This is a genomic window from Streptomyces sp. AJS327 (assembly GCF_013450295.1).
GTDB lineage: Bacteria > Actinomycetota > Actinomycetes > Streptomycetales > Streptomycetaceae > Streptomyces.
The window spans coordinates 1895944-1915334 of the sequence record NZ_SKBR01000002.1 but is presented as its reverse complement, the minus strand read 5'-3'; the positions used below and the strand labels follow the sequence as shown (position 1 = coordinate 1915334).

The window sequence follows — 19391 nt, the reverse complement described above, 5'->3', positions numbered from 1 at the left end:
TACCGACAAAGGAGTTCCGGGTGAGTTTGCCGATCATGGACGACGAGTTCCTCACCAACCCCTACCCCGCGTACCAGGCGTTGCAGTCCGGGGGCCCGGTGCACCGAATGCTGCTCCCCAGCGGCCTGCGCGTCTGGGCGGTGGTCAGCTACGAGGAAGCGCGCACGGCGCTCACCCACCCTTCGCTCTCCAAGGACTTCGACGCCTCGGTCCAACTCGGCTATTTCGACCGGGAAATGACGGAGGGCGGCATCCCGCGTGCCGAGCACAGCTCGGTGGGCCAGCACATGCTCAACATGGACCCGCCCCATCACACTCGGTTGCGGAAACTGGTCAACAAGGCCCTGACCGTCCGCAGCGTGAAGAAGCTGGAACCGGTCATCGAGGCGATCAGCTCGGAGCTGCTCGACGCCACCGAGGCCGTAGCCGCCGCGTCCCCGGACGGCTCGGTGGACCTGGTCGCGGAGTACACCTCACGCTTCCCAGTCCGGGTGCTGGGTGAGCTGCTCGGCATCGACGAGGAGCACTTCCCGGTGCTCGTGGGGCTGACCGCCGCGATCATGTCGGACGACAACGAGAACGCCCGGGACAACATGGCGCTGTTCGGCAAGCACATTACCGAGATGATCGCGCGGAAGCGGGAGCGTCCGGGCGAGGACCTGGTGAGTTCGCTGATCCAGGCCCGGGACGAGGAGGAGCGGCTGTCCGACGTGGAGCTGGTCTCCACCGTCTTCCTGATGGTCGTGGCCGGCTACGAGACCACCGTCAACATGATCGGGCACGGGCTGCGCGCCCTGCTCAACCACCCCGAGCAGCTGGCCGCGCTGCGCGACGACCACTCGCTCATACCGGGCGCCAACGAGGAGTTCCTCCGCTACGAGGGGCCGGGCAACCGTGCCACGCTGCGCTTCGCCACCGAGCCCTTCGAACTGGGCGGCGTCACCATCGGCACCGGTGAGTACGTCTCGGTGCTGCTCGGCTCGGCCAACCGGGACGGGACCCAGTTCGTCTGCCCCCACCAGCTCGACGTGCGGCGTTCCCCCACCGGGCACCTGGGTTTCGGTCACGGCGTCCACTACTGCGTCGGGGCCCCGCTGGCCCGGCTGGAGCTGGAGATCGCCCTGCGCCACCTCCTGACCCGCTACCCGGACATCGAACTCGCCGTTCCCGACAGCGAGTTGCGTTGGCGCAGGAGCTTCATGATGCAGGGCCTGGAGCGGCTTCCGGTCCGCCTCAGCAAGGGCTGAGCGAGCCGGTGCCGGCCACCACGCGGGGGTCCGGCACCGGCCGTGCACACGATCCTCCCCGGGCCCGGACGCCCGGGGCCGGGCTCAGGAGGTACCGAACTCCTTCTGGATGAAGTCGTAGATCTCGTCCGCGGACGCCGTGCCGAGCGCCTCGACGCCGCCCTCCGGGACCCCCTCCGATACCGTCCCCGACGCGGTGGGCGCGGCGCAGAGCGCGGCGAGCGCGGTCAGGCGCTCGTGCAGCCTGGCCCGGGTGCCGTCCTCCCCGCCCGCTTCCACCAGGGCGCGGACGGCGGTCTCGATCCCGTCCAGCTCACCCAGTACGGCGGGGTCCTCCCCGGTCACCGTCAGCTGGTCGAGGAGGTGGGCGGCGAGGGCGGCCGGTGTCGGGTGGTCGAAGACCAGGGTGGTGGGCAGGGTCAGGCCGACCGCGGCGCCGAGCCGGTTCCGCAACTGGACGGCGGTGAGCGAGTCCAGGCCCAGGTCGAAGAAGCCCTTGCCCTCCTCCACCGCCGCGGCGCCCGGCAGGCCGAGGACCGCCGCGGCGTGTCCCCGGACCAGGTCGAGCAGCACCCGCCGTCGCTCCGGCTCGGGCACGCCCGCCAGTTGCCGCGCGAAGCTGACCTCCGGCGTCACCTCCGTACCGTCCCGGCGGGCGGCCGGGGCGGGCAGCAGGCCGCGGAAGAGCGGCGGGACGCCGCCGCCAGCGGCGCCGCGGCGCAGGTCCGCGAGATCGAGCCGGAAGGGGACGAGCACCGCCTCCTCGTGGCCGAGGGCGGCGTCGAAGAGGGCCAGTCCGTCCTCGGTGGACAGGGCCCGCAGGCCGTCCCGTTCGATCCGCGCGAGCGCGGCCCCGTCCAGGTGCCCCGTCATGCCACTGGCGGCGGCCCACAGCCCCCACGCCATCGAGATCGCGGGGCGCCCCTCAGCCCGGCGGCGCTGGGCGAGCGCGTCCACCAGGGCGTTGGCGGCGGCGTAGGTGGCCTGGCCGGGGGCGCCGAACAGGGCGGCGGCCGAGGAGAACAGGACGAAGGCGCGGAGGTCCGCGTCCCGGGTCAGCTCGTCGAGGTGCAGCGCGGCGTCCGCCTTGGCCCGCAGCACCGCTTCGAACCGCTCCGGGGTCAGCGAGTCCACCACCCCGTCGTCCAGGACGCCCGCCGCGTGCACCACGGCGGTGAGCGGATGCTCGGCCGGTACGGAGGAGAGCAGTTCGGCCAGCGCCTCGCGGTCCCCCGCGTCGCAGGCCGCGACCCGTACGTCGGCACCCATCTCCCGTAGTTCGGCGGCGAGTTCGGGCGCCGAACCACCGCGGCTGACGAGCAGCAGCCGCCGGGCCCGATGCTCGGCGACCAGATGCCGGGCCACGGCGGCGCCCAGGGTGCCGGTCCCTCCGGTGATCAGAACGGTGCCCTCGGGGTCGAGTTCGACCGGTTCGGCGGCGGCCGCCCGGGCGAGCCGTGGCGCGAACGGTTCCCCGTCCCGGACGGCGACCTCCGGCTCGCCGGAGGCGGCGGCGTCGGCGAGCGGCGCGGCGGACGGAGCGTCGGCCGGGGACAGGTCGACGAGGACGAACCGGCCGGGGTTCTCCGACTGCGCGGAACGCACCAGGCCACGCACGGCGGCGGCGGCCGGATCGGGCGCGCCGGTCTCGCCGGGCAGGGCGACAGCGCCCCGGGTGACCAGAAGCAACCGGGTCCGGGTGAGCCGTGGTTCGCCCAGCCAGGACTGGAGCAGCGTGAGGGTTTCGGCGGTCGCCTCGCGCACCGTACGGCCGACCGGGACGGCGACGGCGACCAGGTCGGGGGCGTCGGCGGAGGCGTCCGGGGCGCCGAGGGCGGCGGTGAGGGCGGCGACGTCGGCGTACCGCGGTCCGTCGGCGGGGAGGTCCGTGTCGCCGAGCACCGCGAAACTCGTGGTGGCTGTGGGGCGTCCGAGGCGCTCCCAGGCGATCCGGAAGAGCGAGTCGCCGCGCAGACCCGCGAGTTGGCCCTTGCGCACCGGGCGGAGCGCCAGGGACTCGACCCGGGCGACCGGCAGCCCCGAGGGGTCGGCCAGGCTCAGCGTGACGGCGTCCTCACCGGCGGGGGTGAGGGTGGCGCGCAGGGCGCGGGCGCCGGAGGCGCGGAGTTCGGCGCCGTGCCAGGCGAAGGGCAACCGGCCACCGGAGTCCCCGGTGTCTCCGGTGGGGCCGAGCGAGACGGACTGGAGCACCGCGTCGAGCAGGGCCGGGTGCAGGCCGAACGCGCTTGCCTGGCCGTGGAGTTCGTCCGGCAGCTCCAGTTCGGCGAAGACCTCGTCGCCGCGCCGCCAGGCCGCCTTCAGGCCCTGGAAGGCGGGACCGTAGGAGAAGCCCTTGCTGGCGAACCCGGCGTAGAACTCCTCAAGTTCCAGCGGCTGGGCTCCGGTGGGCGGCCAACTGGTCTGGGGCAGGCCGGGGGTGGCCGGGGTGGCGGGGGCGAGCGATCCGGTGGCGTGCCGGGTCCAGGCCGCGTCGGCTTCGGTGTCCCCGGCGGGGCGGGCGTGCACCTCGACGGGGCGGCGGCCCTCGGCGTCCGGGGCGGCGAGCGCCACCTGGATCTGCGCCCCACCGCGCTCGGGGAGCAACAGGGGTGCCTCCAGGACGAGTTCGTCGACGCGCGGGCAGCCGATGGTGGCACCGGCGTGGAGGGCCAGTTCCAGGAAGGCGGTGCCGGGGAGCAGCACGGAACCGTGCAGGGCGTGGTCCGCGAGCCACGGGTGCGAGGAGAGCGAGAGCAGGCCGGTCATCAGGTGGCCGTCGCTGCCGGGCAGCGGGACCGCGGCGCCGAGCAGCGGGTGTCCCGCGCCGGTCAGGCCGAGTGAGGGGGCGTCGGCGCGTCCGGCGCCGGTCTCCGGCCACAGGGGTTCGCGTTGGAAGGGGTAGGTGGGCAGGTCGATCGGCTCTGGGACCGAACCGCCCCGCAGGGCCGCCCAGTTGACCGGGACGCCGTGCACGTGGGCGTGGGAGAGGGCGGCGGTGAACCGCGCGGGGCCGCCCTCGCCGCGGCGCAGGGTCTCGCCCACGAAGACCTGTCCGGCGTCGGCCGTCTCGCAGGTCTCACGCAGTCCGACGTGGAGGACCGGGTGCGGGCTGATCTCCAGGAAGTGCGTGTGGCCCGCGGCCGCCAGGGCGCGCACCGCCGGTTCGAAGCGGACGGTGCGGCGCATGTTGCGGTACCAGTAGTCACCGTTCAGTTCGTCCGTCTCCAGGAAGCCTCCGGTGACGGTGGAGCAGAACGGCGTGTCGACGGCGGGAGGGGCGAGTTCGGCGAAGGCGTCGAGCATCCGGTCGCGTACCTGGTCGATCGCCGCCGAATGGCCGGGCGTGTCCACGCCGTTGACCCGGCGTGCCCAGACACCGGCCTCGCTGAAGGCGGCCAGGGCCGCTTCGAGCGCGTCCGCGTCGCCTGAGATCACCACGGAGCTGGGGCCGTTGACGGCGGCCACCGAGAGGGTGTCCTCCCAGGGCGCGAGGTGCGCGCGTACCGCCTCCGTGGACAGCGCCACCGAGGCCATGCCGCTGGTTCCGGAGAGTTCCAGGAGCGCCTGGCTGCGCAGGGCGACGACCCGGGCGGCCTCGTCCAGGGTGAGCGCGCCGGCCACCACGGCGGCGGCCACCTCACCCTGGCTGTGCCCGACCACGGCGGCCGGTTCGACTCCGGCGGCGCGCCAGAGGTCGGCGAGGCCGAGCATCACCGCGAAGAGGGCGGGCTGGAGCACGTCCACCCGTTCCAGGGAGGGAGTGCCGGGGGCGCCACGCAGCACCTCGGTCAGTGACCAGTCCACGTACGGTGCGAGCGCCTTCTCGCAGTCGGCGACCCGGTCCGCGAACGCCGGGGCGGAGTCGAGGAGTTGGACGGCCATGCCGGGCCACTGGGAGCCCTGGCCGGGGAAGACGAAGACGGGGCGCGGCTCCCCGCCGAGTGCCGCGCCCTCCGTGATCCCGGGGTGCGGCTCGCTGGCGGCGAGCGCGTCCAGGGAGGCGGTGAGGTCGTCCGCGGAAGCAGCGGTGAGGACCGCGCGGTGCTCGTGCAGCGCGCGGGTTTCGGTCAACGCGGCGGCGAGGGAGCCCAGTTCGGGAAGCGGCGCGGTGGTGAGACGCTCGCGCAGGGCGCGGGCGCTGTCGCCCAGGGCGGCCGGAGTGGCGCCGGACAGGACGAACTGGAGCGGGGACGGCGCGGTGAACAGCGGTGCGGTGACGGGACGTTCGGGCTCGGGCTCCGCGAAGTCCGGTGCCGCCTCCAGTACCGCGTGGGCGTTCGTCCCGCTGATCCCGAAGGAGGAGACGGCGGCGCGGCGTGGCCGTCCGGTCTCCGGCCAGGGGCGGGGCTCCTGGAGCACCCGGACGGTGTCCGCGCTCCAGTCAACGTGGTCGGTGGGCCGTTCGCAGTGCAGGGACTTCGGCAGGACCCCGGCCCGTATCGCCATCACCATCTTGATGACACCGCCGACGCCGGCGGCGGCCTGGCTGTGGCCGATGTTGGACTTCAGCGAACCGAGCCAGAGGTGGCGGCCCTCGGCCCGTTCCCTGCCGTAGGTGGCGAGCAGCGACTGGGCCTCGATGGGGTCGCCGAGCGCGGTGCCGGTGCCGTGTGCCTCCACCGCGTCGATCTCGTCGGGCCGCAGCCGGGCGTTCTCCAGCGCGGTGCGGATGACGCGCTGCTGTGCGGGCCCGTTGGGCGCGGTGAGGCCGTTGCTCGCGCCGTCCTGGTTGACCGCCGAGCCACGGATGACGGCGAGCACGGGGTGGCCGTTCCGGCGCGCGGCGGAGAGTCTTTCGAGGAGGATCACGCCAACCCCCTCGCCCCAGCCCGTGCCGTCCGCTTCCTGCGAGAACGCCTTGCAGCGGCCGTCCGGGGAGAGCGAGCGCTGGCGGCTGAACTCGATGAAGGAGGCGGGGGTCGGCATCACGGTGGCGCCGCCCGCGAGCGCGAGCGAGCATTCGCCGCGGCGGAGCGATTCGGCGGCGAGGTGGATGTTGACCAGTGAGGAGGAGCAGGCGGTGTCGGTGGTGACGGACGGGCCCTCGAAGCCGAAGGTGTACGAGACGCGGCCGGAGGCGATGCTGCCCGCGCTGCCGTTGATCACGTAGCCGGCCAGTTCCGGCCGGTCTTCGAGGAGTCCCGCGTACTCGTGGTACATCACCGAGACGAAGACTCCGGTGTCACTGCCGCGCAGGGTGGTCATGTCGATCCCGGCGCGCTCCACGGACTCCCAGGTCGTCTCCATCAGGAGGCGCTGCTGGGGGTCCATGGCCAGCGCCTCACGCCGGTTGATCCCGAAGAAGCCGGCGTCGAAGCGGGTGACGTCCCGGAGGAAGCCGCCCTCCCGGGTGTAGGTGTGACCGACGCGGTCCGGGTCGGGGTCGTAGATCCCTTCGACGTCCCAGCCACGGTCGCGCGGGAAGGGACCGATGGCGTCGGTGCCCTCGTCGACCAGTCGCCACAGGTCCTCCGGCGAGGCGACGCCGCCCGGATAGCGGCAGGCCATGCCCACGACGGCGACCGGCTCGTGCGCCGCCTCGTCGATGTCGTGCAACTGCTGCCGCGCATGCTGTAGTTCGGCGGTCGCGCGCTTCAGATAGTCCCGCAGCTTCTCTTCAGCCGCCATGGATTTCGCCTTTCTCGGAAACCGTGCGTCGGCGGAGCCGGAGAGGTTCCCGGCGCGCCGGTTCATGCGTCCGCAGCGGCCGCCCCGACGTCCTCGGGGGCGGCGAGCACCGGCAGCAGCCGGAGGCGGCTGGCGGTCCTGTTGATGTCGATGGGCAGTGCCTCGCCGCGCAGGCACTCCTCCAGGGGTGCCTCGCCGATCAGATGGAAGCGGGCGTCGCGGTCACAGAGGACGTCGACCAGGTTGGCGAAGCGCTGGGCCGCGTCCCGGCTGCCGCCGGTCATCCGGGGAAGCCCGGACAGCACCCAGTGGTCGAAACGGTCGGCGAGCGAGAGGTAGTCGATGGTGGAGGTCGCCGCGTCACACAGTTCCGCGAAGTCGAACCACACCTGCGCTTCCCGCACGGCGAGTGCGGGGAGTTCGCGACCGCCGGTCTCGACGCCGCACCGCTCGTCCGGTCCGGGTCGTACGAGTCCGGCGGCCGTCAACTGCCGTGCGGTGCCCGGCCAGAGATACCCACCGCGCTGGAACTCGGTCCGCGCTTCCGTGGGGCGGCTCTCGGCGCGGTAGTCGGTGGGTCCGGCCACCTCGACGGTGTCCATGGAGCTTTCGAGCAGCGTGATGAGCGGCTCGACCATGTGGTGGTAGACGGGGTTCGGCATCAGCCCGGCGGGCGGGTAGTTGGAGGTGGTGAGCAGGGTGATGTTCTGCTCGAAGAGCGAGGTGAGGACGCGCCCCATCATCATCGCGTCGCCCGGGTCGTGTACGTGGAACTCGTCGAAGCACAGGAAGCGGCAGCCGTCGAGGAGTTCGGCCACGGCGAGTTCGCAGGCGCGGCGGTCGGCGCGGTGACGCGCATAGGCGGCGTGGAACTCGCGGAAGAACTCGTGGAAGTGCACCCGGCGCTTCTGCCGTACGTCGACGGCCTCGAAGAAGGCCGTGGCCAGCCAGCTCTTGCCCCGTCCGACCGGTCCCCAGAGGTAGACGCCCCGGGGAGGCGGGTTGGCGCCGAAGAGACGGCGTTTGCGGGTGAGTTCCGCGTCGAGCCGGGCCAGCCGCCCGGCCGCGGTGCGCTGGGCGGGATCGAGGGTGAAGCCCGCCTGTGTCGCGGCGAGTTCGACCTTCTCCATCACGGTGCCGATCCTCGTTCCCCGATCCACTTCGATACCTGTGCACGCGTCGGACGGCGACATGGTGCCAGAGCCTCATGACCGCGCCAATGCCAGCCGGGAGGTGTGACGATCATCACCTCCACCGCTGGCCACCGGTGCCCACCAGGTGGAACGACATGAACCGGGACGTCGCACGGACGGCCGGGCGCCCCGCACCCAGCTGACCCCCACGGCGGGCGGAGCCGGGGGTGCGGCGGCCCCGCCCCCGCGTCCCGGACGGCATCGGACCGCCGCGCCCTCAGCACGGGCCCGGATCCCCCACCCTCGGCCGCCGGATCGGGCGGCACCGCGCGTCCCGTCGCCACGTCAGCCGGCCCGGCGTACCCACGCGGCCACCAGACCCCCGGCCGCACGCGTTCCCTCGCACTCATCCGGCCACGGTCACCTCGCCCGCCCACATCCCCCTCGCCTACGCGGACTGGGTGTCAACCCGGGAATCCATTGACCATTCGCGCAACCAGTGCCATTCTCTCGCCATGAACGCGTAATCAAAGCCTCATCCTGTTACGCGGCATGGATGGTGAGCGCGGCGTCCGCGCTCGCGTCGGCGTCTGAGACGGGAGCCCCCATGTCCGACGAAGAGATCATTCTGCTCAATCCTACGGAACTGGACTCCGCTCCGGTCGGTGACGAGCTGTACCGGGCGGACTACGTCCTGCTCGGGCTGCTCGGCGTCCTGCTGCCCGCCCTGCTGCTGATCGGAGGGTGGCTGTGAAGGGCGGGTCGGGGATGATCAGGATTCCGAGGTCCAGCCTCCCCGTTCCCCTCGGTGAGCGGAACTGGAACGGATTCGTGCTGGGCACGGTGTGCGCGACGGCCGGGATCGCGACGTGGTCCTTCGTCGTGGGTGGCTCCTCCGCGTCGTACCTCAACGCCAAGATGGGCATGGCGGCCATGCTCGCCGGCGGCCTGATCGGCCAGCTGCTCGTCACCCTGGCCACCATTCCGGTCAGCACCAAGCACGGCATCGAGACCGTCATCTCGACCAAACCGCAGCTGGGTATCCGGGGCAGCTACCTCGCGCTGTTCATGCAGTACGCCACGGCCCTGGGCTGGAACGCGGTCCTGATGATCTTCTTCGGACGGTCCGCGGCATCCATCCTGGAGGTCACCGGCCTGATCGACTCCTCCGCGAGATCGACCGCGGCGACGGTGTTCTCCGTGGTCGGCATCGTGCTGGTGTGGATACTCGTCAGCCGAGGGGCCAAGTCGCTACAGAAGGTCGGCCCCGTCATCGCCATCGCCATCTCCCTGATGGCGGTCTACCTGCTGGTCGTGCTGTTCCGCGCGCACGGGTCCGGCGAGATCTTCTCCGCCCAGCCGCTCGCCCCCTCCCCGGACCGGCTGCTCAACTACACCTCGGTCGTCGAGCTGCTGATCGTCAGCACCTGGGGCTGGTGGACGTACATGGGCGGGATGGTGCGGATGGTCGACACCGCGCGGAAGGCGGTGCTGCCATCCATGCTGGGGCTGGGTGTCGCCTGGGTCGTGGTGGCCATCGTCAGCCTGTACTCCTCGCTGACCACCGGCGAGGCGGATCCGACCGTCTGGGCCCCGAAGGTGGCCGGTGACGTGGGGGGTGTCATCGTCCTGCTCTTCGTGGCCTTCGCGAACATCGGCTCGACGCTCGTCGGGGCCTACGTGGCCACACTGGGTGTCTTCCAGATTCCGCAAGTGAGCAGTCGTCTGCGGTGGAGGGTGGTGGCCGCGGTCGTGCTGTCGCCGATGCTGGTGGTCGTCCTCTTCTTCGCCACGGAGTTCTACGACAACGTGGACCGTTTCATGGCCTTCATCGGGTTGATGATCGCGCCGATGGTCGGCATCCAGATCGCGGACTGGTACCTCATGGGACGTCGCCGATCGCTGCGGATCTCCGGCCTGTACCGCCACAACTCGACCTCGTGCTACTGGTACCTGGGCGGATTCAACCCCGCCGGAATCATCGCCCTCGCGCTGGGAAGCCTGACCTACCAGCTGCTGCTGAACCCCGTCACCTACGAACCGCGGTCGGACCTGTTCAAGTACCTGACCGCCTCACTGCCCGCCGTGCTGGTGGCGGCGGTGGTCTACACCGTGCTGGGGCGGCTGTGGAGCAGGCGCCTGGAGCGCTCCGAGCAGGGCGGCGCGGAACCGGTGACGGACGTGTCCGTGGCACCGAAGACCTGACCCGCCCCGGTGACGGTCCCTCGCGGAGGGCTCCGGCATGGGGCCGGTACGTGAGGCGGCCTCCCTGGCCAGTGCCTCCGCTCAGCCCGCCCGGACCACCCGGGCGGGCTGAGCGCGGCGGACGTCCGAGCGAGACCCCGCCTGACGGACGGAGCGGCCGCACGGGTCCTCGCCTACTCGCTGGCCGCGGCGCCCTCGCCGATGGTGGGGTAGACGTAGGAGACCTTGTGCATCTTGAGTTCCTGGAAGGTCTCCGCGTCGGTGACGCCCTCGACGGAGGGCAGGCGACGGGACAGCAGCTGCCACAGGTGGTCGCGGTTGCGGCACACGAACTGCACGTACAGGTCGGCACGGCCGGTGCAGGAGGAGATGTAGGTGACCTCGTCCCAGGTGGTCAGCTCGTCGATGACCGACTGCTGCTGACCGAGGTCCACCTTGAGCAGGGTGAACGCCAGGACGCTGTAACCGAGTTTGAAGGGGTCGGCGATCGCGGCGATGGTCAGCACGCCCGCCGACTGGAGCCGGCCGACCCGTCCGCGCACCGTGCCCTCGGAGACCCCGAGCTTCCGGGCGATCTCCCGGTAGGACATACGGCCGTTGAGCTGCAACAGGTTCAGAATCCTGCTGTCGGTCGAGTCCAGCACGCTCTCGTTGGTCTCGGGCAGGGATTCGTCGTCTGCGTTGCCACTCGTCCATCTCACGGGTGTGATCGTAGCGAACGCCGGGGGCGGTTGCGTAATGCGTAACCCCGTACGGCCATCCGGGGAATCCCCCGTCCATCGGGCTGGCCTCGCGGGGACGGGAGGACGTCCGGGGGCCGCCCCCGTCGAAACGGAGACGGCCCCCTGAGAAGGTCCGGGTCACACCGGACGGGTCACGCGTGGGGAGTCAGGGCACCAGGATTCCGCGGCCCACCAGGCGACCGGAGTCGAGGTCGTCGATCGCCCGCTGTACCTCGTCGAGCGGGTAGACCCGGGTGTGCAGGGACACCTGTCGCTGCGCGACGAGAGTCATGAGTTCCACCAGGTCGTTGTAGGTGCCGACGAGGTTTCCGATCACGTTGATCTCGCGGGAGATGAGGTCGAGGGTGGGCAGCCGGACCTCGCCGCCGTAGCCGATCGTGTAGTAGTGGCCACGGTTCCGCAGCAGCTGCGGGCCGGTGAGTTCGGTGCCGTGCTCGCCCACGAAGTCGAAGACGACGTCCGCGCCGCCCCGGGTGATGTCGGCGACGCTCTCCCGTACCGCCTCCTCGGAGGTGGACCGCACCACCTGATGCGCTCCCAGGCCCTGGGCCAGCTCCAGCGCGCTCGGAGAACTGTCGACGACGGTGATGCGGGCGGACGTCAGCGCCGCCAGCACCTGGATACCGATGTGCCCAAGCCCCCCGGCGCCGACCACGACGGCGTGGCTGCCGGGGTGCAGCAGCGGGACGGCCTTGCGTACCGCGTGGTAGGCGGTGAGCCCGGCGTCGGCGAGCGCGGCCACGTCGCGGGGGGTCAGGCCCTCGTCGAGCTTCACGACCGCGCGGGCGTTGCTCAGCATGTACTCGGCCATTCCCCCGTCGACGTTGAGGCCGGGGAAGGTGGAGCTCTCGCAGTGGGAGTCCTGGCCGAGGCGGCACGGCGCGCAGAGCCCGCACGTGACGAGCGGATGCAGGATCACGGCGTCACCGACCGACACGTTGGTCACGGCGGCGCCGACCTCCCTCACCCAGCCCGCGTTCTCGTGCCCCAGCACGTACGGCAGGTCGGGGTGCTGGATGCCGTCCCACTGCCCTTCCAGGATGTGCAGGTCAGTGCGGCACAGACCGGCGGCACCGATCTCGACCAGCACGTCCCACGGCCCGCTGACCCTGGGTTCGTCGACGGTGTCCAGCTGGGGTCGCGAGCCGTATTCGTGCACCCGTACTGCTCTCACGACAGACCTCCTTGGGTGTGTGGCGGGCCGGTCCCGCGCGGGTCGCGGTCGCCGGTCGGCTCCGCGGTGCTCGTCGCGTGGACCGAACCCACCACTGATTGACCTATGCGTAAACCGTAAGGCATCATCCCCATAACTTGCACAGCCAGGTGGAAGATTTTCTACGCATCGCGTACTCGATTGAGTGAGGATGTGCCGTGATGACTCTCGAAGCCGTCCGCCAGAAGTACGGTCTGCCCTCCGACGCGGAGATCCTGGACGGGCTGGACCGTGGCCACACGCTGCCAGCCGAGCTGTACCTGGCTCCCGAGGTGCACGAGCTGGAGGAGGAGAAGATCTTCTCCAGGTCATGGCTGTACGCGTGCCATGAGTCGGTACTCGCCAAGCCCGGCGACTACACCGTCACGCAGGCCGGTAACACGCCGATCATCATCACGCGCGGACGCGACGGTGAGCTGAACGGCTTCGTGAACGTCTGCCGCCACCGGCTCCACTCGCTGGCGGAAGGCAGCGGCAACAAGCCGCTGTTGCAGTGCCCGTACCACGGCTGGACCTACGGACTCGACGGTCAGCTGAGGTCCGCTCCCCGCTCCGACCGCGAGCCCGGGTTCGACTGCTCGACGATCTCGCTGGCCCGGGTCTCCGTGGAGCGGTGGGACCAGTGGGTGTTCGTCAACCCCGACCCGGACGCCGAGCCGCTGCGCGACCTCACCGCGGAGATCCGCCCCCGGACCGACCAGCTCAACGCGGACCTGCGGGACTACCGGTTCGAGGTGCGCTACGAGTACGACATGGCGTGCAACTGGAAGATCTGGGCGGAGAACGCCGTCGAGTGCTACCACTGCCCGACGCTGCACCGCACCAGCTTCGGCAAGACGTACCACGTCACCCCGGACGACTACCTCCTGGAGTCCGGCGAGCACACGATCTGGCACGACGGTCCCATCAAGTGGCTTCCCGGCGGGGTCGACCCCACCGGTCTCAAGGGCTTCCGGTTCGCCTTCACCTTTCCGTCGTCGTTCTTCGCGCTGGACGACTACGTCGGCTTCATCGGCACGATCGTGCCGCGGGGTCACGACCGGTCCTTCGCCTACGTCGACATGTACTCCAAGCCCGGATCGGACCCGGCGGTCGTCGAGGAGTGGCTGAAGATGTGGGACCAGACGCTCATCGAGGACCAGCGGGCCACCGAGGTACAGCAGATCGGCTACCAGTCCCGCCGGATCCCCACCGGCCGCCTGATGCTGGACAGCGAGAGCCCGCTGCGGGCGTTCATGAGGCGGGCCTACACCTCCCTGACCTCCTGACCGGAACCGGACGAGAAGAGGAACCGACATGAGCGCCATCTCGGTCGACCTGAACAAGTGCCAGGGCTACGCCAACTGCGTCGTCGCCGCACCACACGTGTTCGATCTCAGCGAGGACGGCAAGGTCCTGACACTCATCGACGACGTCGACGCGGCCGACCGGGAGGCGGTCGCGGACGCCGTCGCCGCCTGCCCGGCGGGGGCCCTGACGCTGGAGGGGTCATGACGCCGCGGAACGTCGCGGTGGTCGGCGCCTCCCTCGCCGGGCTGCGCACCGTGGAGGCGCTGCGCCGCCAGGGGTTCGACGGCGGTCTCACGCTGATCGGCGAGGAGGCGCACCCACCCTACGAACGCCCCCCGCTCTCCAAGGACGTCCTGACCGGCGCGGCCGAGGCGGACACGGCGCGGCTCACCACACGGGAGGCGCTGGAGACGGACCTCGGGGTGGACCTGCGGCTGGGCCGGGCCGCCGTCGGGCTCGATCTCCCGTCGGGTCTCCTGCGGCTGGACGGCCCGGGCGCCTCGACCGGCGGAGGGAACCAGGTCGGCTTCGACGCGCTCGTCGTGGCCACGGGGGCGCGTGCGCGCCAGCCGTTCGCCGCGCCCCCCGCCGGTGTCCTGACACTTCGCACCCTCGACGACGCGCTGGCGGTCCGGGCGGGACTGCGGAGGGCGACCAGCGTGGTGATCGTCGGGGCGGGGTTCGTCGGGCTGGAGGTGGCCTCAGCCGCACGGTCGCTGGGGCTCCCGGTCACCGTCGTCGAGGCCGCGGCGAGCCCACTCTCCCGGAGCCTCGGGCCGGAGGGGGCGGCGGCGGTGATGGCGCTGGCCCGCGGCGGCGACGTGGCTGTCCGCTGCGGCCGGACCGTACACGGCTTCACCGGTTCACCGCGTCTGACCGGGGTCGTCCTCGACGACGGCTCGGTGCTGGAGGCCGATCTGGCCGTCGTCGGGGTCGGCGCCGAACCCAACACCGAGTGGCTGGAGGGCTCCGGGCTCCTCGTGTCGTCCGCGGGACTCCACTGCGCTCCGAACGGCCAGGCGGACGACGGCGGACGGGTCTGGGGCGTGGGCGACGTGGCCGCGTGGCGCGGGCCGGACGGCGAGTACCACCGTCACGAACACTGGACGACCGCCTGCGAGCAGGCGCGGCTGGTAGCCCACAACCTGCTCGACGGGGGACGGCGGACGCTCTCCGCGGCGCCGTTCGTGTGGTCCGACCAGTTCGGCCAGCGGATCAGCATCGTCGGCGACACCCACCGGTACGACGAGGTCAGAACGGTGGCGGGGGACGCCGGGCGGTCCGCCGTGCTCTACGCCCGCGCCGGACGGCTGACCGGGGCGTGCGTCATCGGCCAGCAGCGCCTGGCGATGCTCTGCCGTAAGTGGATCGCCGCCGCCACACCGGTGCGGGAGGTACCGGAGTGGGGGCGGGCGACCGGAGCGGACGCCTCCACCACGGGCCGGGCCGTCCGGACCTGAGCCCCGGGCTCAGGGAGACCGGTGCCCCGATGGAGGGGTCCCGGCGGGCGCCGCGTGGGGCGCCCACCCCCACCGCTCACGAGCCGGCGCCCACCCGGGGCGCCGGGCACAGACACCGGCGAGGAGCGCCAAGTGATCTTTATTACGGTGAAGTTCAAGGTCCGTCCGGAGTACCGGGACGGCTGGCTTTCCCGGGTGGAGGAGTTCACCCGGGCCACCCGCGCCGAGGCGGGCAACCTGTGGTTCGAGTGGTCGCGCGCTGTGGACGACCCCGGCGAGTTCGTCCTGGTCGAGGCGTTCCGCGACGCCCGGGCGGGCGAGGAGCACGTCACCTCCGAACACTTCAGACGCGGTCTGGAGACGATGCGCGAGGCACTCAGCGAGACCCCACGCATCATCAACACCGAGGTGCCCGGCACCGACTGGTCGCGCATGGGGGAACTCAGCATCCCAGCCACGCCGTAGTTCCGGCCGCCGTCGCGGGCGGCGGGTGGCGACTGGTGGGTGGCCAGCCCGCGCGGGCGACGCCGGAGCCGGTGGGACTCAGTCGCCCAGGGTGGCGCCCAGCGCCTCGACCAGCTGCCGGGCGCGCGTCTCCTCACCGAGCAGCGCCTCGACCAGCGGCCCGGTCCCCGGGTCGACGGTCGTCGCGCAGGCGGAACCGGACTCCGCCGGGGCCGCGTTCCGGCTGGTGGCCTCGTCGAGGTACCCCTCGACGGGCCGGGGGTCCGGCGTCATGCGGGGGCGGTCCCCACCGGTCAGCGCGGCGTGTACCGCGACGTAGCCGAGGCCCAGGCCGGCCAGCCGCTCGCCGCCCGCGTACCGGGGGCCAGGGTCGGGGGCGCGCTCCCCCGCGAGGTGGGGGTACCGGCTCGCGACCTCGTGGGTGGCGAGGATCGCGAGCAGGACGTGCTCGGTACCCACCTCTCCGTCACCGAGGCGGCGTGCCTGCTCGTGCGTCTCCAGGCTGACCCACCAGGCGGGCCTCGACGCCCAGTTGACCCCACCACGGCTCAGCAGCCACCGCTTCCAGAACACCATCCGGCGGTAGTGGTCACGGCCGAGGAGTATGTCGCGGGTGGGGTGCAGCAGGGGGTCGAGGTCGTCCGGCCGGGGGGCGGTCTCACCGTCGAGGCGGGCGAGCACGGCGTCCGGGGCGATGCCGCAGGTGGCCAGCAGCTCGACGGCGCGGTTGTCCTCCGCCAGCAGACCGCGCAGCAGGTGCCCGGTACCGAACTTCGTGGCGGCGTCCCGCCGGGCCACCTCCATCGCCGAGGTCAGCGCCCGGACGGCGGCGCCGGTGTAGTTCAGGCCCTCGTCGCCGTCGTCGCCCAGGATCTTCCGCGAGTCGACGCTGTTCTCCGCGTCGTCGTCACCTCCCCACGCCTCCTGACGGTTCTTCCGGTCCCGTACCACCGCGGCCACCACGGTCCGGGTGGCCCCCTCCGCCGCGAGTGCCTCGCGCGCGGGCCCCCTGGTCGTGGTGATGCCGGCCAGGAGGTGCCAGGAGCCGATGGGGTCGCCGGGCTCCGTCCGCGCGCCCCGGGCGGCCCCCAGCGCTCCGTTGGCCTTCCAGTCGGGCGTCGCGATCGCTGTCATACGGCCCTCTCCTTCTCGCTGATGCTCGCTGCCACGTGGGGCCGTCCGGGACCCAACTCCCCGCGCACGGGCGGATATCCACCCCACGGACGCGCCCCACCACGGTCAGTAGACCACCGGGGGTCCGGGGCGCGCCGCGCAGGGCCCCCGCCGGGCGGCGACGGCCGCCGGAGCGCCGGACGGGAGCGGGCGAACCCGTACGGAACGGTTCGCCGGGCCCTTCCCCGGGCCCGGAACGACCTGTGGTTACGTTCTCCCTTATGACAGAAGCCAGCCGGCCAGCCCCCCGGCGCGATGTTCCGGACGGGGGCTCCGACCCGAGCACCCACCAGCTGCGGCTGTTCCAGATCCTCGCGGAGGAGCTGCACTTCGGTCGTGCGGCGGCCCGGCTGTTCATGTCCCAGCCCGCCTTCAGCCAGCAGATCCGGGGGCTGGAGCGGCGCCTCGGTGTCCAGCTGGTCGAGCGGACCAGCCGGACGGTGCGGCTGACCCCCTCGGGGCGGGCGCTGCTGCCCGAGGCACGCGCCGTCACCGAGGCGATGGCCGGGCTCCGGCGGGTCGCGCAGGCGCGTTCCAGGGAGCTGACCGGCCGGATCGTGATCGGCACGCTCAGCGCCGAGCCCGCCATGCCCCACACCCGCGCCATCCTCGACGCGTTGCACGCACGGCATCCCGAACTCAGCGTCGAGATACGCAGCCTCAACTTCGTCAACCAGTACCAGTCCCTGATGGACGGCGCGGTCGACGTCGCGCTGCTGCGTCCGCCCGCCCCGTCCGGGATCCAGACCCAGACGCTGGCCCGGGAGCCCCGGGTCGTCTGCCTTCCGGCCGACGACCCGCTCGCGGCCTGTGACCAGGTCAGTGTGGCGCAGCTCGCCGGCCGCACCATGATGGCGATGCCGCCCGAATCCCCGCGGGTGTGGCGGGACTTCTGGGCCATCAACCCACGTCCGGACGGCGTGCCCGTCCGGTTCGGGCCGCTGGCCGTGGACATCGAGGGCATTCTCCATCTGGTCGCCCGGGGTCAGGCCATCGGTTTCCTCCCGGCCTCGGCCCGCGACTTCTATCCCCGACCGGGCATCTGCTATCGGGAGGTGGCGGACATACCGCCCTGCGCGATGGCGCTCACCTGGTTCGCGAGGAACCGCGACCGTCCGGACGTCGCCGCCATCCGTGCCATCGCCCAGACGGTGCTGCGGCGCGAGCGGGAACACGGCTGAGGCGGTGGGTTGTCCCCACGGCACCGATGGGGCCCTCGCGCACGCCGGTTGAGGGGGATGGCGGCGCGGGCGGCCGGGACGTGAGGGGGATGGCAGAGGAGGCCGAGGGGTGGTTCAGCGCGGCGCGGCGTCCTCAAGGTCGCGGACGCCGCCGGACATGACCGTCCGGATGTGGCGGGTGAGATGGTCCAACGGCCAGTCCCACCAGGCGAGTTCCAGGAGCCGTTCGATGTCGGCCGGGCTGTGCCGGTGGCGCAGCAGACGGGCTGGGTTGCCGCCGACGACACCGTAGTCGGGCACGTCGTCGACCACCACCGCGCCGGAGGCGACGACGGCTCCGTTCCCGACGCGTACCCCGGGCATGACGGTGGCGCGGTAGCCGAGCCAGACGTCGTGACCGACGACGGTGTCACCCCGGCTGGGGAGACCGGTGAGCAGGTCGGCGTGGTCGGCCCAGGAGCCTCCCATGATCGGGAAGGGGAAGGTGGAGGGGCCGTCCATCCGGTGGTTGGCGCCGTTCATGAGGAAGCGGACGCCCTCCCCCAGGGCGCAGAACCGTCCGATGACGAGCCGTTCGGGACCGTAGTGGTACAGCACGTTGCGGGTCTCGAAGGCGGTGGGGTCGTCCGGGTCGTCGTAGTAGGTGAACTCCCCCACCTCGATGAGGGGTGAGGTGACGAGGGGTCTGAGCAGCACGACGCGGGGCTGTCCGGGGACGGGGTGGAGGCGGTTGGGGTCGGCGGGCACCGGGGGGTCGGTCATGACCGATGACTCTAGGGCACGTGGTGGCGGAGCGCGCTGGGGTTTTCCCCGCTCGCCGCCCGCGCCGGCGGGGTGGACGGCGAGCGCGGCCCGCGCGGCCCTGGCGGTGTGGCTCCGGGGCTCGGCCCGTTGCCGGGTCTCTCCCAGCCTCGCGGGCAACTCCTCGGGAACGAGGGGGTGTTGCGGGTCCGATGGTGTCGCGCCCGGCGCCGTGGGCCGGGTCAGCTGCCCGGATCGGGCGTCCCGGCCCGGGGGTGCGCGCCGATCAGCAGCTCCACCTCGTCTCCGCGCACGCCCAGTTCGCGCACCACCCAGGTGCGGTCGCTGATCGCGGTGCCGGCGCCGGTGGTGTAGGCGGGGACGGCGAGCACGGTTCCGGCGGGGTCGCCGGTGCGCAGGTCGGCGTCGGCGAGCACGCCGTCGGAGAAGCACAGGTCCATGGCGATCGGCCGGGGCCGCGCCGCGAACTCCCGCGGGTCGGGCAGTCCCCGGACGAGGCAGTGGGCGCCGGGGAACAGGTGGGTGTGGCCGCAGACCGCCAGGAAGGTGTGCGCCTCGTTCGGTCCGGTCGGGGAGGGGGACATGGGACGCTCCGGGTGCGTGAGGTGGGGTGTGGCCGTCAGTCTGGCCGCGGGAGCCGCCGAGTCGCCGCAGGTCACGATCCACGCTCCCCGGCCATCACCCGGTCGGCGCCGCGCGGCCCTCCCGCCGGTGGGTGAGCTGACGTCCCCTCACTCGCGCAGCACCCACGCGTCACCCGCGCACACCCGCGTACGGTGGGTTCGCCGTAGGCTTGCGGGAGCCGCGCGGCGTCGTACGGCACCGTGGATGACGGCCGACGCAGGCGCCTGTCCCGCACCGTTCCAGCCAGCGGTCACCGCTGTTTGCGTG

The 19391-nt window shown here is 72.2% G+C and carries 15 protein-coding genes; 8 read left to right on the top strand and 7 right to left on the bottom strand.

Annotated elements, in window-relative coordinates; all coding sequences use genetic code 11:
- Window positions 1-20: 20 nt before the first annotated feature.
- Window positions 21-1247, top strand: coding sequence for a cytochrome P450 (locus E0L36_RS17450; RefSeq protein WP_219636590.1), 1227 nt, complete (start codon window positions 21-23; stop codon window positions 1245-1247).
- 84 nt (window positions 1248-1331) lie between these two features.
- Here E0L36_RS17450 and E0L36_RS17445 read toward each other — a convergent pair whose 3' ends face one another.
- Entirely contained in the window at window positions 1332-6875 is a 5544-nt protein-coding gene (locus E0L36_RS17445; protein WP_180929899.1) for a type I polyketide synthase, read from the bottom strand.
- A gap of 62 nt (window positions 6876-6937) precedes the next feature.
- Complete coding sequence (gene zapE, locus E0L36_RS17440) at window positions 6938-8005, bottom strand: cell division protein ZapE (protein WP_180930084.1); 1068 nt, start codon at window positions 8003-8005, stop codon at window positions 6938-6940.
- Between the two features lie 610 nt (window positions 8006-8615).
- Between zapE and E0L36_RS17435 the strand changes: the two genes are divergently transcribed.
- Window positions 8616-8762, top strand: a complete 147-nt coding sequence (locus tag E0L36_RS17435) for a hypothetical protein (protein ID WP_180929898.1) — start codon at window positions 8616-8618, stop codon at window positions 8760-8762.
- Window positions 8763-8776: 14 nt separating this feature from the next.
- On the top strand, window positions 8777-10213 hold the full coding sequence (locus tag E0L36_RS17430; RefSeq protein WP_180929897.1) for a cytosine permease: 1437 nt from the start codon (window positions 8777-8779) through the stop codon (window positions 10211-10213).
- Window positions 10214-10386: 173 nt separating this feature from the next.
- Here the strand turns inward: E0L36_RS17430 and E0L36_RS17425 are convergent, their stop codons facing one another.
- Window positions 10387-10914, bottom strand: coding sequence for an Lrp/AsnC family transcriptional regulator (locus E0L36_RS17425; protein WP_219636589.1), 528 nt, complete (start codon window positions 10912-10914; stop codon window positions 10387-10389).
- 187 nt (window positions 10915-11101) lie between these two features.
- Window positions 11102-12130, bottom strand: a complete 1029-nt coding sequence (locus E0L36_RS17420) for an NAD(P)-dependent alcohol dehydrogenase (RefSeq protein ID WP_180929896.1) — start codon at window positions 12128-12130, stop codon at window positions 11102-11104.
- Between the two features lie 200 nt (window positions 12131-12330).
- Between E0L36_RS17420 and E0L36_RS17415 the strand changes: the two genes are divergently transcribed.
- From E0L36_RS17415 to E0L36_RS17400, 4 genes are all read left to right on the top strand, one after another.
- Complete coding sequence (locus tag E0L36_RS17415) at window positions 12331-13437, top strand: aromatic ring-hydroxylating dioxygenase subunit alpha (protein WP_258016193.1); 1107 nt, start codon at window positions 12331-12333, stop codon at window positions 13435-13437.
- A 28-nt stretch (window positions 13438-13465) separates the two neighbouring features.
- A complete protein-coding gene (locus tag E0L36_RS17410; protein ID WP_180929894.1) occupies window positions 13466-13663 on the top strand; it encodes a ferredoxin in 198 nt (65 codons plus the stop codon).
- The gene (locus E0L36_RS17405; RefSeq protein WP_180929893.1) at window positions 13660-14919 is read left to right on the top strand and encodes an NAD(P)/FAD-dependent oxidoreductase; all 1260 of its coding nucleotides are present in this window, start codon (window positions 13660-13662) and stop codon (window positions 14917-14919) included. The genes E0L36_RS17410 and E0L36_RS17405 overlap by 4 nt, the downstream gene beginning before the upstream one ends.
- Window positions 14920-15051: 132 nt before the next feature.
- Window positions 15052-15384 (top strand): putative quinol monooxygenase, encoded by a 333-nt coding sequence (locus tag E0L36_RS17400; protein WP_180929892.1) that lies wholly within the window; start codon window positions 15052-15054, stop codon window positions 15382-15384.
- A 78-nt stretch (window positions 15385-15462) separates the two neighbouring features.
- On the opposite strand, the gene E0L36_RS17395 is transcribed toward E0L36_RS17400, so the two are convergent.
- The gene (locus E0L36_RS17395; protein ID WP_180929891.1) at window positions 15463-16518 is read right to left on the bottom strand and encodes a Clp protease N-terminal domain-containing protein; all 1056 of its coding nucleotides are present in this window, start codon (window positions 16516-16518) and stop codon (window positions 15463-15465) included.
- A 260-nt stretch (window positions 16519-16778) separates the two neighbouring features.
- Here E0L36_RS17395 and E0L36_RS17390 point away from each other — a divergent pair, with 260 nt between their 5' ends.
- Entirely contained in the window at window positions 16779-17738 is a 960-nt protein-coding gene (locus tag E0L36_RS17390) for a LysR family transcriptional regulator (protein WP_180929890.1), read from the top strand.
- A gap of 114 nt (window positions 17739-17852) precedes the next feature.
- Here E0L36_RS17390 and E0L36_RS17385 read toward each other — a convergent pair whose 3' ends face one another.
- Window positions 17853-18500, bottom strand: coding sequence for a CatB-related O-acetyltransferase (locus tag E0L36_RS17385; RefSeq protein WP_180929889.1), 648 nt, complete (start codon window positions 18498-18500; stop codon window positions 17853-17855).
- 221 nt (window positions 18501-18721) lie between these two features.
- Complete coding sequence (locus E0L36_RS17380; protein ID WP_180929888.1) at window positions 18722-19084, bottom strand: hypothetical protein; 363 nt, start codon at window positions 19082-19084, stop codon at window positions 18722-18724.
- Window positions 19085-19391: the final 307 nt, after the last annotated feature.